This is a genomic window from Flexivirga sp. (assembly GCF_035551235.1).
Classification (GTDB): Bacteria; Actinomycetota; Actinomycetes; order Actinomycetales; family Dermatophilaceae; genus Flexivirga.
On sequence record NZ_DASZNO010000048.1, the window covers coordinates 1 to 14,836 of the forward strand.

A 14,836-nucleotide genomic window follows, 5' to 3' on the forward strand; every position below is an offset into this window, starting at 1 on the left:
CCCCCCCCCCGGCCGTTCTGTGAGGAGGTGCAGCAGAGGACTCAGTCCACCAGCAGGCTGAGCAGGTCGGCGCGTGTCAGCACGCCGACGGGCTTGCCATCCTGGACCACCATCAGCGCATCGTGCTTGTTCAGCAGGTGCCGCGCACCGCTCACCCGCTCGTTGGCGCCGATCATCGGCAACGCGGCCTCCATGTGCCGCTCGACCGGATCGGCCAGATGCGCGTCCCCGGCATACAGGGCATCCAGGAGCTCACGCTCACTCACCGACCCGGCGACCTCGCCGGCCATCACCGGGGGTTCGGCGTTGACGACGGGCATCTGCGACACGTCGTATTCACGCAGGATCTGGATCGCGTCGCGGATCGTCTCGTTCGGATGCGTGTGGACCAGGGCGGGCATGGAGCCCTCCTTCGCCGCGAGCACGCTGCCGACCGTCTGCTCCTCGGCCTGCTGGGGCAGGAACCCGTAACTGCCCATCCAGGTGTCGTCGAAGATCTTCGACAGGTAACCACGGCCGGAGTCCGGCAGCAGGACCACGACGGTCGCATCCGCCGGCAGGGTCCGTGCGTGACGGAGCGCAGCGACGACCGCCATACCGCAGGAGCCACCGACCAGCAGGCCCTCCTCGCGCGCGAGCCGGCGCGTCATCTCGAACGACTCCGCATCGGTCACGGCGATCACGTCGTCGACCACCGCGGGGTCGTAGGCACGTGGCCACATGTCCTCGCCCACACCTTCGACGAGGTAGGGGCGGCCGCTGCCACCGGAGTAGACCGAGCCCTCGGGGTCGGCACCGATGATCCTGACGCGTCCCCCGGCGCGGTCCGCCGAGACCTCGCGCAGGAAGCGTCCGGTGCCGGTGATGGTGCCGCCGGTCCCGATCCCTGCGACGAACGATGTGAGCTCACCGTCGGTATCGGCCCAGATCTCCGGGCCGGTCGAGTGGTAGTGCGAGTTCGGGCCTTCGGGGTTGGAGTACTGGTCCGGCTTCCAGCCACCGGGAGTCTCGGCGGCGATCCGGTCGGACACGCTGTAGTAGGAGTCCGGGTGCTCCGGCGGGACCGACGTCGGGGTGACGACGACCTGGGCGCCATACGCCTTGAGCACGTTGCGCTTGTCCTCGCTGACCTTGTCGGGGCACACGAAGATGCACTTGTAACCCTTGCGCTGGCCGACCAGCGCGAGTCCGACACCGGTGTTGCCGGACGTGGGCTCGACGATCGTGCCACCCGGCTGCAGTGCCCCCGACGCCTCCGCCGCCTCGATCATCCGCAGCGCGATGCGGTCCTTGACGGATCCACCCGGATTGACGTACTCGACCTTGGCCAGAACGGTGCACTCGATGCCCTCGGTGACCTTCGACAACCGCACGAGGGGCGTGCCACCGACCAGATCGACAATGTGCTCAGCAAACTTCATGTACCGATCGTCTCAGATGACGGATGCCCACGGGCGCCGTCACAGCGATCACCCGGACAGCATGCGCCCCGGCCGGTGATGAGAACATTGTCTCGCCCGTGGACCAACCCGACGGGCGCACGATCCACGGTGGCGGAGGGCGGGTGGAGCAGCGATGAGTCGAGCATCAGTGGCACGCAAGGCGGCGGCGTACGTCGCGGGGACTGCCGGTGTCAGCGCGGCCTGCTTCCTCAGCGGGTGGGGTGTGCTCAAGGGTGAGGCCGCCATCGCTCGACGGGTCGTGGGCCAGCCGTTCGACGGGGCCCCCGACGACAACGGCGTCTACGGTGCGGGGCCCGGCGACGCGATCCAGTTCGTCGTCCTGGGCGACTCGACGGCCAAGGGTATGGGCGCCGACGCCGCGTCCCAGACGGTCGGCGCAATCATCGCCACCGCCGTCGCGGCATTCGCCGGCCGACCGGTCCGACTGACCAATGTCGCCGTCGTCGGCGCAACCTCCCCCGACCTCGGCGGGCAGCTCGACGGCCTGCTGGCCCGCGTGCCGCACCCCGACGTCGCGCTCATCATGGTCGGCGCCAACGACGTCACCAGCCGCCTGTCCCAGACCGATGCCGTCGAGCACCTCGCGGAGACGGTGCGACGACTGCGTGATGCCGACGCCCCCGTCGTCGTCGGCACCTGCCCGGACCTGGGCGTCATCAAGCCGGTGCCGCAACCGTTGCGCCAGCTCGCGCGGCGCTGGTCGCGGCATCTGGCGGCGGCGCAGACGCGCACCGTCGTCGAGCTCGGCGGGCGCACGGTGTCGCTCGGTGATCTCCTCGGTCATGAGTTCTCAGACAGCCCGGCGGTGATGTTCTCCAAGGACCGCTTCCACCCGTCGTCGGCCGGCTACGCACGCGCCGCGTCGGCTTTGCTGCCGAGCATCCTCGACGCCATCGGCGAAGTGTCGGCCGACACCGGGCGCCGGCCGGAGCGACTGCGCGGCGAAGCCGTGCGCCCGGTCGCCTCCGCGGCCCGCCGAGCCGCGCGCGATCCGGGCACCGAGGTCACCGGCACCGAGGTCACCGGTATGGCGCGCAATGCACGCGGGCCATGGGCGGTGCTGCTGCGCCGGCACCGGCATCCGTTGCCGGCACCCGACGACGCCGCCAAGCATGCCGAGCCGGACGAGACGTCGGAAACCGTTGCGCCAGAGACGGATACGCCGGACAGCGAGGACAAGCCGGCCGCGTCGGGCTGACCCGTGCCCCGACCTTGCGGGCCAGGAATAGAGTCGGTGTATGACGACCGACCCTGAATGCATCTTCTGCAAGATCGTGGCGGGTGACCTTCCTGCCGAGAAGATCCACGAGGACGACGAGACCGTCGCCTTCATGGACGTCAACCCGGGCACGCGCGGTCACGCGCTGGTGGTGCCGAAGAAGCACACCAAGGATCTGCTCGAGATCGAGCCCGACCAACTCGCTGCGGTTGCGCAGTCCGCACAGGTTGTCGCCCGGCGCGCGATGGAGCGGCTCGATGCCGATGGCGTCAACCTGCTCAACTGCTGCGGCGAGGAGGCGTGGCAGACCGTTTTCCACTTCCACCTGCACGTAGTGCCCCGGTATGTCGACGACCCGTTGCAGTTGCCGTGGATCCCGGCGCCCGGCGAACCCGACGAGATCGCCCGGACGGCGAAGCTGTTGCGCGACTGACGCGTTGGTAGCGAGGTGCTGCCGTGCGGGCAGCGCCCACGCCATACACTCGACGCTGGAGTATTACCCGCGAGTAACTTCGTGTCGACATCCATCGACCCGTTCCTGCAACGACGGAGGACCCCATGCCCGAAGCTGTCATCGTTTCCACTGCGCGCACGCCGATCGGTCGTGCCTTCAAGGGATCCCTGAAAGACATCCGCCCCGACGACCTGAGTGTGCAGGTCATCCAGGCGGCCCTGGACCGTGTGCCGGACCTGGACCCGACGCTCGTCGAGGACCTCTACCTCGGGTGCGCCGAGCCCTGGGCCGAGCACGGCAGCAACATGGCGCGCGTCGTCGCGGTGCTGGGCGGCTGGGACCACCTGCCGGGTGCGACGGTCAACCGTTTCTGCTCCTCCTCGGTGCAGACCACCCGGATGGCCGCACACGCGATCAAGGCCGGCGAGGGTGACGTGTTCATCTCCGCCGGCGTCGAGTGCGTCTCGCGGTATGCCGACTTCTCCGGCGCCGGCGGCAGCAATGTCGCCTGGCAGAACTCGAAGTTCGAGGATGCCAAGGCCCGCACGGAGCAGATCGCCAAGGACAACTCGACCTGGACCGACCCGCGCGAGGACGGCAAGCTGCCGGACGTCTACATCTCGATGGGCCAGACGGCGGAGAACGTCGCGACGCTGCGCGGCATCAGCCGCGAGCGCCAGGACGAGTGGGGCGTGAGCAGCCAGAACCGCGCCGAGAAGGCCATCGCGGACGGCTTCTTCGCCCGCGAGATCGCGCCGGTGACGCTGCCCGACGGCACCGTGGTCAGCACCGATGACGGACCCCGAGCCGGCGTCACGCTGGAGAAGGTCTCCACGCTGCAGCCGGTCTTCCGCGAGAACGGGACCGTCACCGCGGGCAACTGCTGCCCGCTGAACGACGGCGCTGCCGCCGTCGTGGTCATGAGCGACACCAAGGCCAAGGAGCTGGGTCTCACCCCGCTGGCCCGCGTGGTCTCGACCGGCGTCTCCGCCCTCTCCCCCGAGATCATGGGCCTCGGTCCGGTCGAGGCGTCCCGCCAGGCGCTGGGACGCGCGGGTATGACGATCAAGGACCTGGACCTCTACGAGATCAACGAGGCCTTCGCCGCTCAGGTGCTGCCGTCGGCCGACGACCTCGGGATGGACCTGGACAAGCTGAACGTCCACGGTGGCGCGATCGCGCTGGGCCACCCCTTCGGCTCCACCGGCGCCCGGATCACCACCACCCTGCTCAACGGCCTGCAGGAGGCGGACGGCACGTTCGGTCTGGAGACCATGTGCGTCGGCGGCGGCCAGGGTATGGCGATCATCTACGAGCGCCTCTCGTAATTACCTCTCGCCCATCATGATTCGGCCCCGGACCGCAGCAGCGGTCCGGGGCCGAATCAGGTACGGAGGCCTCAGCCCTTGACGCCGGCGACCTCGTCGTCGGAACGGTCCGCAGGGCTGTCCCCCGCAGTCGAGATCTTGCGGGTCCATTGGTAGACGCCGGCGATCAGCACGATGAAGACGATCGCCCCGAGCCACTCGGACTTGTGCAGGAAGTCGTCACCGACCACCGCGAGCGGGCTGTCGTTGCCCGTCGCTGCGACGATCGCGGCGAGCAGCACACCGAAGAGACTCTCCCCGACGATGAAGCCGGTCGCCACCAGTACGCCGAGCCGTTTGACGCGCTGCGGGTTCGTGGTGCTGCGCTCGGCCCACCGGTCGTACAGCGTGCCGATGACAGCGCCGATCGGGATCATCAGGGTCAGCGCGATCGGGAGATACATCCCCATGCCGACCGCGAGCGGCGGCAGGCGCAGGCGGCCGGTCGTCCTGCCCAGGATCTCGTCGACGACGATCACCGCGGCGCCGATCGCCGCGCCGAGACCGATCAGCCCCCAGTCGAGTGACCCTCCGAAGACGCCCTTGGCGAGCGAGGAGATCAACGATGCCTGCGGTGCGGCCAAGGCATCCTTGCCCGCGCCCGGTGCTCCGAGGAAGCCGAAGCTGTTGTTCATCAGGTCCATGATCGGCGGTATGACGAGCGAGCCGAACACGACGCCGATGACGAGGGCGACCTGCTGCTTCCACGGTGTGGAGCCGACCAGCTGACCGGTCTTGAGGTCCTGCAGGTTGTCGTTGGAGATCGTCGCGACGCCGAAGACGATCGCGGCGGTGAAGAGCGTGAAGGCGACCATCGCCTCCGTCTGGGCACCGCTGCCACTGCCGTGCACCGCCTTGAGCAGCAGGGCCGCCGCGAGCACGACCAGGATGCCGACACCCGAGATCGGGCTGTTGGACGAGCCGATGAGACCGGCCATGTAGCCACACACCGCGGCGACGACCAGACCGATGATCAGCACGAAGACCAGGCTGAGCACGATGATGCCGACGAGACTTCCGTGCAGCGCCGTGTCGTGCGCAAAACCCCACAGCAGCAAGGCGATCGGGATCAGCGACAGCAGCACGATCCCGGCGACGATGGTGATCGGCATGTCGCGTTCGGTCACGTCGACCTGGCCACCGCCCTGGCGGGTCCGGTTCGACACGATCGCGGCCTTGATGCCGCTGATGATCGGGCCGATGATCTTCAGCAGCGTCCAGATCGCCGCCACGGCGATGGCGCCGGCACCGATGAATCGGACGTCCGTCGCGAAGACGCCGCTCACCACGTCGGTGATGTCACCGTGCGAGGGCAGCTGACCGGAGGTCTTGATCGGCAGCAGGACGCCGAACGAGATCAGCAGGCCGACGACCATGGCGATGCCGACACCGAGTCCGACGAGGTGACCGACACCGATGAGCGCGAGTGACAGGCTCGAGCCGACCATCGTGCCGCCACCGCCGAGGTGGAACACCTTCTGCAATGATCCGGCGGCCACCTTGAGTGCGGCCAGCAGCGAAAAGCCCGCAGCAGCAAGCGAACCCACGATGATGACACGCATTCCGCGGCGGTTCTCGTCGGCACCCTCGGTGGTGTCGCCGACCTTGAGAACCTCGGCACCGGCGACGCCTTCGGGATAGGGCAGGTCAGAGCCGGTGACGAGCGCGCGACGCAGCGGGATCGAGTAGGCCACGCCGAGAACACCACCGACGAGGCACACCGCCATCGTCGTCCAGTAAGGGAAACCCTGCCACCAGCCGACGATCACCAGTCCGGGCAACACGAAGATGATCGCGGACAGCGTGCCCGCCGCCGACGCGATGGTCTGCACGATGTTGTTCTCGACCACCGAGTGGTCGGCGAAGTAGCGCAACACGGTCATCGAGATGACCGCGGCAGGAATCGAGGTGGCGAACGTGAGCCCGACCTTCAGGCCGAGATAGACGTTCGCTGCCGTGAACACCAGCGTGATGAGACCACCGATGACGACACCGCGAATGGTCAGTTCTCGCACTACAGACCGCTCCGCGGGACTCGCAGCGGACATGAAAGGAACCTCCTCAGGAAAAAAGCGACCTTGCCACCCTAGACGCGTCGCGGACGGTCCCCGAATCGTGCGTCGCGCAGCGCCATACGCTGTGCAGGTGGACGACGTCACGACCGAACTGCGCCGCGTGATCCGCCGGTGGCAACAACTGCCTGCAGGTCGGGCGCACGAAAACGCCTCATTGGTGCGCGAACTCGCGCAGGACCTTGCCGACCGGACGCGTGCCCGGCAAGGGCTGGCGGCGCTCGCCATACCCGATGTCGGGGACGGTGCGCTCGCCGATCAGCTGGCGGTCATGGTGTATGACGCGTGCCGCGCCGGCCTCGACGACGAGGCGCTTCGTGGTCTCACCCGCGTGCGCCGCTCACTTCCGTGACGCGACCCTGCAGGATCAGCGGGCGCGCTGTTCGACGAGACCGACGGTGTTGCCCTCGGAATCCTCGATGAATGCTTGCCATTCGTCGGTGCCTGCCGGGCCGAGCGTGTCGTCCTCGTGGGGGAAGATCACGTGCGGTTCGGTGACGATGGTCGTCCCGGCGGCACGCAGACGCTGCACGGTCGCATCGATGTCCGGCACCTCGAGGTAGAGGTAGGCGCTCGGCGCGACACGGTCGAGCAGCAGCCGCGTGCCCTCGAGGTCGAAGAACACCAGACCGGGCGGGTCGAAGGTGGCCGTCGGTGCGACGCCGAGCAGATCCGCGTAGAACCCGGCCGCACGCTCGAGATCGACCGCCCGTTGCGCCACCTGCACCAGTCTCATGGCAACTCCGATCCTGTTGTCCCGTAATGGGAGTCATCCTGCTGCCGGTGGGGGCCGGTGGCAAGCCTCGCGGATCAGGGCCGCGCGAGCGCAGCGCGGTATCGGGCGACGTGGTGCTCGTCCGGCTCCGGGTCGGACAGCACGCGGAAGATCGCCGCGCGCAGCATGGCCTGCCGCAACGGACCGTCGGCCCAGCCGTCGATCAGCGCCGGATCGGCACCGGCCCACAGCACCAGGTCGAGCACGCAGACGGCATCGGCCCAGCGCACCGGCCGCCAGTAGGGGGCCACATCGATGACCACCGGTACCTCCGCGGCGTCCAGCAACACGTTGCCGGCCAGGTCGCCGTGCACCAGCTGGTTGTCGCCGAACGCTTCATCGGTGCACTGATCGAGCAACTCCTGCGCGAATTGCGCTTGCGCGTCGGTGAATTCGCCGGCATCGAGCGTCCCGTCGCCGAATGCGATGCGTTCGGCGCGATCCCACCGGCTGCGTGGTGGCTGCGTCGCGAGGGGCCACTGCGCGAAGGCCTGCGCGAACTGGGCGTGCAGCAGGGCACCGGTCGCGCGCACGACCGCGGCATCGGTGCAGGCACGGCTACCGGGCTCATAACGGCTCGCGGACCAACCGTCGACGACCCACGTCCCGTCGCGGGCGGGAATCGGCATCGCGATCCGGACGTCGCGGCGGGGTCGGGTGTCCAGGCGCACCGCCATACGGGCCAGGTGGGGGTTGAGCCGGTCGGCTATCGCTCGGTCCCGTCCGGGGCTGAGGACCAGGTCACCGGCGAGGACACTCAACCCCTGGCCGCCCGGGAGCGGGCGCAGGTCGCCGGGCACCGCGAACAGGTCGAGCACGCGTTCCGATGGGAACGCGTGCTCGACCTGTTGTGTCAGCGAGCCCAGGGCTACCTGCTCTGGATGCGGGCGAAGAGTCGCAGCAGCTCGATGTAGAGCCAGACGACGGTGACCAGCAGGCCGTGGGCCATCAACCAGGAGTACTTCTCCGGCAGGCGCGCCTCGACGCCGCGCTGGATCGAGTCGAAGTCGACGGCTAGCGAGTATGACGCGAGACCGACCGCGATCACGCTGATGATGATGCCCAGCGGGCCGTTGCCGCCGACGCCGAACGGGTTGTCGAGCACGCCGGTCCAGACCAGGGCGACGTTGACCAGGGCGAAGAGGAAGTACCCCATCACCATCAGGCCGAAGATCTTGCGGGAGCGCTCGGTGACGCGGATGATCCCGAACTTCCAGCCGGCGAACATCCCGGCGAAGACGCACAGCGTCGCCAGGACGGCCTCGGCGACGACTCCCGGGTAGACCCGGTTGAAGAAGCCGCTGGCCGCTCCGACGAAGAGTCCTTCGCAGACGGCATACAGCAGGATCAGCGGGACGGAGATCACGCGCTTGAAGGAGATCACGAAGCCCAGGACGAGCCCGACGATCATGCCGCCGAGCCACAGCGCCATACCGGCGCTCTGGTTCTCCTTGCCGACGAACCAGCCGACGGCACCGAAGACCAGCAGGATGCCGAAGAGGCCGAGGGTCTTGGTGACGACGTCGTCCAGCGTCATCCGGCCGGACTGCGTCGCGGTGGCGGAGGGCGCCTCGTAGGCCTTCTCCAGGTCGGGCATCCCCTGACCCGGCTGCTGCGGGTATCCCTGCTGGAACCCGGGGTAGCCGCCGGGCCCGCCGTAACGGGCCTGTTGCTGCTGCTCGGGGCTGCTGAACTGGCCGTACTGCGGCTGAGTTCCCGACACCCGACCCTTGGACAGGTCCTCGTTGAACCGGTTGAACACCGGGTTTGATGCCATGTCAGTCCCTTACGTTTGTCGAACGACTGTGACGGATGTTGCCTGCGGCGAGTCTATGCGACAAGCAACAACCGTTCACCTCCGTCAACGTCGGCGGCCCACCGCGGTGTTCCGGCCGGTCAGTGCAGTTTCAGCAGCGAGGTCGTTGCATCGCGCACGGCCTCCCGGAAGGCGTCCTGGCCGGCGATCTCCTCGTCGAAGACCTCGCGGAGCCCGAACATCCGGTCCACCAGCCCTTCCTCTGATCCCGCGGCGTGCTCGCGCAGGACGGGTGCGAGCGGATCGTTGAGTGGCAGTTCGCGGCCGAGGCGGTCCTGTCCACGATGCACGTAGACGATCCAGGCAGCCACCGCGAGCGCGCAATGGTGCGGCACGGCGCCGGCTCGCAGCCGGTCCCGGGCCGTGTCGAGCAACCGGATCGGGAGCTTCTGTGAACCGTCCATCGCCACCTGGATCGTCGTATGGCGCAGGTGGGGGTTGCCGAAGCGCTCGAGGATCTGGTCGCCGTACGCTGCAAGATCCGTGCCCGGCGGAGCCTCGAGCGTCGGGATCGCATCCTCGCGCTGCAGGGCACGCGCCGCGTCATACAGCTGCTCGTCGGCGACCGCCTCCGCGATCGTCGAATAGCCGTGCAGCGCGCCGAGGTAGGCCAGCAGCGAGTGCGTGCCGTTGAGCATCCGCAGCTTCGCCTTCTCGTATGGCGCGACGTCGGCCGCGAGCGTCGCGCCGGCCCGCTCCCAGGCCGGCCGGTCGGCAGCGAAGTTGTCCTCGATGACCCATTGCCCGAACGGCTCGGCGACCACCAGACCCTCGTCGCGCAGGCCCAGCAACGCTTCGGCCTCCGCGCGATCCCGGTCCGTCGTGGCGGGCACGATCCGGTCGACCATCGTCGACGGGAACGCGACGCACTGCCGCAGCCAGGTGACGAAGTCGGCCGGCCCCGCAGCGTCGGCGTGCTCCTGCACGAGCCGGCGCAACTGCTCGCCGTTGCCGGACAGGTTGTCGCAGCTGACCACGCTGATCGGCTCGGCCCCGGCGCGGAAACGCGCCGCGAGTCCGGTGGCCAGCACACCCAGCGACGACCCGGTGCGGTAGCCCTTCTCGGTGATCGTCAGGGTCACCACCCGCACCGCCGGATCGGCGATGGCCGCAAGGGTCGCAGCGGTGTCACCACCGCCGTTCACGATCGTGCGGACTCCACCGACCACATGCAGCGTCGAGCGCTCCGAGGACTTGGTCAGCACGCCATACAGGCCGTCCTGGGGTTGCAGTTGCTGCACCACCGTCGCGGATCGTCCGGTGACCGCGAACTCACCCCATCGGTCATCGCCGGTCGCGGCAGCCGCCAGTTCGGTGTAGACCGCCTGATGGGCGCGATGGAAGGCGCCGATCCCGAGGTGTACCAAGCCGATTGAGAGACTCCGCGGATCGAGCCGCGGCCCGGTGACGGCGTCACCGGCTATCGCACCCAGCGTGCTCAGTGTCAGCCGCTCCACTGGCTCAGTCCTTCGAGTCGTCGACGCGTGCGACCAGCTGGGTCGGGTTGACGAAGCGCAACGCGATCACCAGCAGCACCAGCATGGACAGCATGTAGATGACCGCCATGGCGTCGACCGATTGCTGTGCCCGGATGCCCGCGCCCGTCATCGCGGTGAACAACGCCACCACCAGGGTGTTGGAGCTGGAGTCAGACGTCAGGAAGGTCAGCTCGAACATCCCGACGGTGCGCACGAGCACGAGGACCGCCGCGGCGAGGATGCCCGGGACCAGCAGCGGAGCGAGGATGCGCAGGAACAGCTTCGACGTCGACGCACCGCACATCCGTGCGGCCGACTCGATCGACGGATTGATCTGCTCGATGAACGGCGTCATCGTCAGCACCACGAACGGCACCGAGGGCACGAGGTTCGCCAGGATCACGCCGGTCAGGCCGGGCGCCAGGTGGTAGTAGTTCAGCAGTGTCGCCAGCGGGATGCCGTAGGTGATCGGCGGCATCATGATCGGCAGCAGGAAGAGCAGCATCACCAGCTTCGACCCGGGAAACTTCTTGCGCGCCAGCACGTATGACGCGGGCACCCCGATGAGCACCGACAGCGCCACCACGACGATCGCGACGATGAGGGTCGTGACCACCACTTGGGTCAGGTCGTACTGCGACCAGGCCGTGCCGTACCACGATCCGCTGTAGCTGGTCGGCAACCAGCTGTCGAACCACTTGCCGGCGAACGAGTTGACGACGACCGACGCGATCACTCCGAAGAGCAGGATCAGGAAGAGCGCCATACCGCCCCAGGTGAGGAACTTCCCGGGTGAGGCGACCAGGCGGCGACGACGCGTTGCCGTTGTCGGTGCCGGCCCTTGGACGAGAGTGCTCATCAGCCCTTACCTCCGGTGGATCCCTTGTACATGGTCGATCGCAACATCAGCACCACTCCGATCACGATCATCTCCACCACGCCCATCACGATGGCGGACGCCGATGCGAGCGGGTAGTCGAACATCTGGCCCCAGGCGTTGTAGGCGACATACGCGACGACCCGGGTCGAACCGGATGGGTCACCGACGAGGATCGCGGACGGGAACACGCTGAACGCCAGCACGAACGTCAGGCAGAAGGTGGTCGCCAGACCGGGTGCGAGCAACGGCATGATGATCCGCCGGAACCGCTGTTTCCAGTCTGCGCCAAGGGTTTTCGCCGCCGCTTCCAGCGACGGGTCGATCCCGGACATGTAGGACAGGATCAGCAGGAACGCGAACGGGAAGCCCGAGATGATCAACGACCACAGGACGCCCCAGTAGTTCTGCACCAGCTGCACCGGGCCGATGCCGAACAACTCGAGGAAGCGGTTGAACCAGCCCTTCGGGCCGAAGAAGTTCAACAGACCCTCGGCCGTCAACACGGTGCCGAGCGTGATGGGTACGACGAGGATCGTCGTCAGCAATCGCTTGCCGCGGAAGTTGCCGCGCATCATGTACGCCAACGGGATCGACGCGATGACGTTGATCAGGGCAGCCGGCAGCGCGAGCTTCAGGGTGATCCACAGGGAGTCCCAGCCGCGCATCTCCGGGTCGGTGAAGAACGCCTTGTAGGCACCGAACACGCCGCCCTTGTTGGGATGCAGCGACAGGTTCAGGCCGTAGAGGAACGGATAGACGAACAGCACGATCACGAAGAGCAGCCCGGGCACCAGCAACAGCAGCGTACGGTCGATCCCGCGCTCGGCCAGCCGGTGCACCAGTGATGGCTTCTGCGCCGGATCGCCCTGCGGTGTATGCCGTTTCGCGTCGATCACCGGCGCAGTCATCTTGCGACACCTGCGGTTTCGAGCTTCACGGAGCCGTCCGCCTTCGAGCCGGCCGGCTCCCCCTCGGCGGGGAAGACCAGGATGCGGTGCGCGTCGGCGGTCAATCGGATCGAACTGCCGACCGACGGGCGTTCACTCGTGCGCACGTGGACGGACTCACCCGTGCCGACGTGCGCTTCGACCGCGAACTCGCGGCCCTGGTACTCCACGACGTCGACCGTCGCGTCGATGGTGAGGGTCGATGACGCGCCGGCATCGGCGATCGTCAGGTCCTCCGGTCGTATGCCGGCCTGCACCCGATCACCGGCGGCGACCGGTCCCGCAGCAGTCCCGTGGGCGGTCGTTCCGAGCAGCGCCACCTTCGCCGTCCGCCCGTCGACCTGCTCCACGACACCGTCGAAGAGGTTGCGGTAACCCATGAAGTCGGCCACGTGCGCATTCGTCGGTGTCTCGTGCAGTTCCTGCGGCGTACCGACCTGCTGGACCTCGCCGCCGCGCAACACGACCAAGCGGTCCGCGAGCGACAGCGCCTCCTCCTGGTCGTGCGTCACGTAGATAGTGGTCAGGCCGAGCGACTGGTGCAGCCGGCGGATCTCCGTGCGCATCTCGAGGCGGAGTTTGGCATCGAGGTTCGACAACGGTTCGTCCATGAGCACCAGCGGCGGCCGCAGCACGACGGCGCGGGCGATGGCGACGCGCTGCTGCTGGCCGCCGGACATCTGCCCGGGCAGCTTCTTGGCGTGCGGGCCGAGCTGCACCAGGTCGATCGCCTCCGCCACCCGACTCTTGATCTCGGCGCGCGGCACCTTGCGCATCTGCAGGCCGAAGGCGATGTTCTTCTGCACCGAAAGGTGGGGGAACAGGGCGTAGTTCTGGAAGACCATCCCGAATCCACGCTTCTCCGGCGGCAGTTGGTCGACCTGCTGGTCATCGAGCATGATGCGGCCACCGGTCAGCGGGAGCAGACCGGCTATGCAGTTCAACGCGGTCGACTTGCCACACCCCGACGGGCCGAGCAGTGCGATGAACTCGCCGTGCTTGATCGTCAGGTCGAGTCCGTTCAGTGCCGTCTGACCGCCGAAACTGCGCGTCAGACCTTCCAGCCGCAGAGTGCTGAAGTCCTCTTTCAGACCGGTCACTGGCTCTCCGCCTTCCCGCCGCCGACCTTCTGGTCCCACATGCTGAATGCCTTCACGAGCTTCTTGGCGTCGATCGGCGTGACGACCGGGTTGGACTTGATCAGGTCGTCATACTCCGGACGGCCGTACTCCTTCATGACCTGCCGGCTCTTCGCGGGTGCCATGTCGATGGTCACGCCCTTGACCGCCGGGCCCGGGTAGAAGTAGCCGTCGTCGAACGTCTTGGCCTGCTGCTTCTTCTCCAGTGCATAGTTGAGCACCTGCAGGATCGCGGACATCTTGTCGGTCGAGACTCCCTTCGGCACCGCGGCATACTGCGCGTCGGAGACCCACTTGAAGCCGGCGAGCGAGGTCACCTTGAAGTTCTTCGGCACCTGGTTGAGCGCCCGCGGGTTGATGTCCCAGCCAGTGGTGGTGAGCGCCATGTCCCAGGCGCCGGTCTTGAGGTTGTTCATCGTGACGCTGGTGCCCGTGGGGTACGTCTTGACGTACTTACCGATCTCCCGCAGGTACTTCCAGGTCTTCGGCCAGCCGTTGACCGGGTCCTTCGGGTCCTTGTCCTTGAGGATGTACGGAAGCCCCATCAGCCAGGTGCGACCCGGCCCGGAGTTGGCCGGCTGGGCGTAGCCGAACTTGCCGGGGTGCGCCTTCGCCCACGCGAGCAGCTCCGTCGCGGTCTTCGGCGGGTTCTTCACCTTGTCCGGGTTGTACTCCAGCAGCGGCCCGGACGGGTAGTAGACCAGCTCCACCGCCTGATCCTGCGCCAGCTTCTGCATGTTGGCGGCGGGCGTCTGGTAGTTCGCCATGTTGGACAACCGGCCGGAGAACTTCTTCATGTTGACGAACAGGCCCTGTCCGATGCCGGCGGACAGCCCGTCGGTCCCGGTGAGGACGAGGTCGATGTGCAGGTTGCCGGCGTCCTGCTGCGCCTTGACCTTGCCGGCCATGTCGGGAGCACCGGCGGTCTGCCAGGTGACCTTCGAGATGACGTCGGGGTGGTCCTTCACGAATGACGAGAAGATCGACTCGGTCAACTGCTTGTTGCCGGCGACGTCCAGGATGTTGAGCGTGACGGCCTTCGACGGTTTGGCCGGCACAGCCGATGCCTTGATGGCCTTCGACGGATCGGCGCCACCGCCTCCCGGAGTCCCGCAGGCGGTCATGACGAGGCCGGCGGCGGCAACCGCGGCGACAGTTCCAGCTTTTGTGGTGAAACGCATGTGGTTTCGCTCCTTGGATCCTTGACGGGCGTGGGTTCACGTCCG

Annotated in this window: 14 protein-coding genes; 4 read left to right on the plus strand and 10 right to left on the minus strand. The window is 67.6% G+C overall.

Annotated features, from left to right (window positions below):
- Nucleotides 1-41: 41 nt before the first annotated feature.
- Complete coding sequence (locus tag VG502_RS18015) at nucleotides 42-1,421, minus strand: cystathionine beta-synthase (RefSeq protein ID WP_325551471.1); 1,380 nt, start codon at nucleotides 1,419-1,421, stop codon at nucleotides 42-44.
- Nucleotides 1,422-1,575: 154 nt separating this feature from the next.
- Here VG502_RS18015 and VG502_RS18020 point away from each other — a divergent pair, with 154 nt between their 5' ends.
- The 3 genes from VG502_RS18020 to VG502_RS18030 all read left to right on the plus strand — a co-directional run bounded on the left by VG502_RS18020 (nucleotide 1,576) and on the right by VG502_RS18030 (nucleotide 4,464).
- Nucleotides 1,576-2,661, plus strand: a complete 1,086-nt coding sequence (locus VG502_RS18020) for an SGNH/GDSL hydrolase family protein (RefSeq protein WP_325551472.1) — start codon at nucleotides 1,576-1,578, stop codon at nucleotides 2,659-2,661.
- Between the two features lie 40 nt (nucleotides 2,662-2,701).
- Nucleotides 2,702-3,115, plus strand: a complete 414-nt coding sequence (locus VG502_RS18025; protein ID WP_325551473.1) for an HIT family protein — start codon at nucleotides 2,702-2,704, stop codon at nucleotides 3,113-3,115.
- 125 nt (nucleotides 3,116-3,240) lie between these two features.
- A complete protein-coding gene (locus tag VG502_RS18030; RefSeq protein ID WP_325551474.1) occupies nucleotides 3,241-4,464 on the plus strand; it encodes an acetyl-CoA C-acetyltransferase in 1,224 nt (407 codons plus the stop codon).
- A 71-nt stretch (nucleotides 4,465-4,535) separates the two neighbouring features.
- Here VG502_RS18030 and VG502_RS18035 read toward each other — a convergent pair whose 3' ends face one another.
- Nucleotides 4,536-6,551, minus strand: a complete 2,016-nt coding sequence (locus VG502_RS18035) for an OPT family oligopeptide transporter (RefSeq protein WP_325551475.1) — start codon at nucleotides 6,549-6,551, stop codon at nucleotides 4,536-4,538.
- Nucleotides 6,552-6,648: 97 nt separating this feature from the next.
- Between VG502_RS18035 and VG502_RS18040 the strand changes: the two genes are divergently transcribed.
- Nucleotides 6,649-6,927 carry a hypothetical protein gene (locus VG502_RS18040; protein ID WP_325551476.1) on the plus strand — a complete coding sequence of 93 codons (279 nt, stop codon included), beginning with the start codon at nucleotides 6,649-6,651 and terminating at the stop codon, nucleotides 6,925-6,927.
- A gap of 15 nt (nucleotides 6,928-6,942) precedes the next feature.
- On the opposite strand, the gene VG502_RS18045 is transcribed toward VG502_RS18040, so the two are convergent.
- From VG502_RS18045 to VG502_RS18080, 8 genes are all read right to left on the minus strand, one after another.
- Entirely contained in the window at nucleotides 6,943-7,311 is a 369-nt protein-coding gene (locus VG502_RS18045; RefSeq protein ID WP_325551477.1) for a VOC family protein, read from the minus strand.
- 74 nt (nucleotides 7,312-7,385) lie between these two features.
- Nucleotides 7,386-8,168: an aminoglycoside phosphotransferase gene (locus VG502_RS18050; RefSeq protein WP_325551478.1), complete on the minus strand. Its 783-nt coding sequence runs from the start codon at nucleotides 8,166-8,168 to the stop codon at nucleotides 7,386-7,388.
- 50 nt (nucleotides 8,169-8,218) lie between these two features.
- Nucleotides 8,219-9,127: a Bax inhibitor-1/YccA family protein gene (locus tag VG502_RS18055; RefSeq protein ID WP_325551479.1), complete on the minus strand. Its 909-nt coding sequence runs from the start codon at nucleotides 9,125-9,127 to the stop codon at nucleotides 8,219-8,221.
- 119 nt (nucleotides 9,128-9,246) lie between these two features.
- Complete coding sequence (locus VG502_RS18060; protein ID WP_325551480.1) at nucleotides 9,247-10,623, minus strand: mannitol dehydrogenase family protein; 1,377 nt, start codon at nucleotides 10,621-10,623, stop codon at nucleotides 9,247-9,249.
- A 4-nt stretch (nucleotides 10,624-10,627) separates the two neighbouring features.
- Entirely contained in the window at nucleotides 10,628-11,503 is an 876-nt protein-coding gene (locus VG502_RS18065; protein ID WP_325551481.1) for an ABC transporter permease, read from the minus strand.
- Nucleotides 11,503-12,432 carry an ABC transporter permease gene (locus VG502_RS18070; RefSeq protein WP_325551482.1) on the minus strand — a complete coding sequence of 310 codons (930 nt, stop codon included), beginning with the start codon at nucleotides 12,430-12,432 and terminating at the stop codon, nucleotides 11,503-11,505. The genes VG502_RS18065 and VG502_RS18070 overlap by 1 nt, the downstream gene beginning before the upstream one ends.
- Complete coding sequence (locus VG502_RS18075) at nucleotides 12,429-13,571, minus strand: ABC transporter ATP-binding protein (protein WP_325551483.1); 1,143 nt, start codon at nucleotides 13,569-13,571, stop codon at nucleotides 12,429-12,431. The genes VG502_RS18070 and VG502_RS18075 overlap by 4 nt, the downstream gene beginning before the upstream one ends.
- Nucleotides 13,568-14,791, minus strand: coding sequence for an extracellular solute-binding protein (locus VG502_RS18080; RefSeq protein ID WP_325551484.1), 1,224 nt, complete (start codon nucleotides 14,789-14,791; stop codon nucleotides 13,568-13,570). Before VG502_RS18080 ends, VG502_RS18075 begins: the two co-directional genes overlap by 4 nt.
- Nucleotides 14,792-14,836 lie beyond the last annotated feature (45 nt).

Bases quoted from the DNA above. Each gene is read 5' to 3' on its own strand.
- VG502_RS18025 (WP_325551473.1), top strand. From the start codon at position 2,702: ATGACGACCGACCCTGAATGCATCTTCTGCAAGATCGTGGCGGGTGAC.
- VG502_RS18020 (WP_325551472.1), top strand. From the start codon at position 1,576: ATGAGTCGAGCATCAGTGGCACGCAAGGCGGCGGCGTACGTCGCGGGG.
- VG502_RS18055 (WP_325551479.1), bottom strand. From the start codon at position 9,127: ATGGCATCAAACCCGGTGTTCAACCGGTTCAACGAGGACCTGTCCAAG.
- VG502_RS18080 (WP_325551484.1), bottom strand. From the start codon at position 14,791: ATGCGTTTCACCACAAAAGCTGGAACTGTCGCCGCGGTTGCCGCCGCC.
- VG502_RS18030 (WP_325551474.1), top strand. From the start codon at position 3,241: ATGCCCGAAGCTGTCATCGTTTCCACTGCGCGCACGCCGATCGGTCGT.
- VG502_RS18070 (WP_325551482.1), bottom strand. From the start codon at position 12,432: ATGACTGCGCCGGTGATCGACGCGAAACGGCATACACCGCAGGGCGAT.
- VG502_RS18035 (WP_325551475.1), bottom strand. From the start codon at position 6,551: ATGTCCGCTGCGAGTCCCGCGGAGCGGTCTGTAGTGCGAGAACTGACC.
- VG502_RS18015 (WP_325551471.1), bottom strand. From the start codon at position 1,421: ATGAAGTTTGCTGAGCACATTGTCGATCTGGTCGGTGGCACGCCCCTC.
- VG502_RS18065 (WP_325551481.1), bottom strand. From the start codon at position 11,503: ATGAGCACTCTCGTCCAAGGGCCGGCACCGACAACGGCAACGCGTCGT.
- VG502_RS18045 (WP_325551477.1), bottom strand. From the start codon at position 7,311: ATGAGACTGGTGCAGGTGGCGCAACGGGCGGTCGATCTCGAGCGTGCG.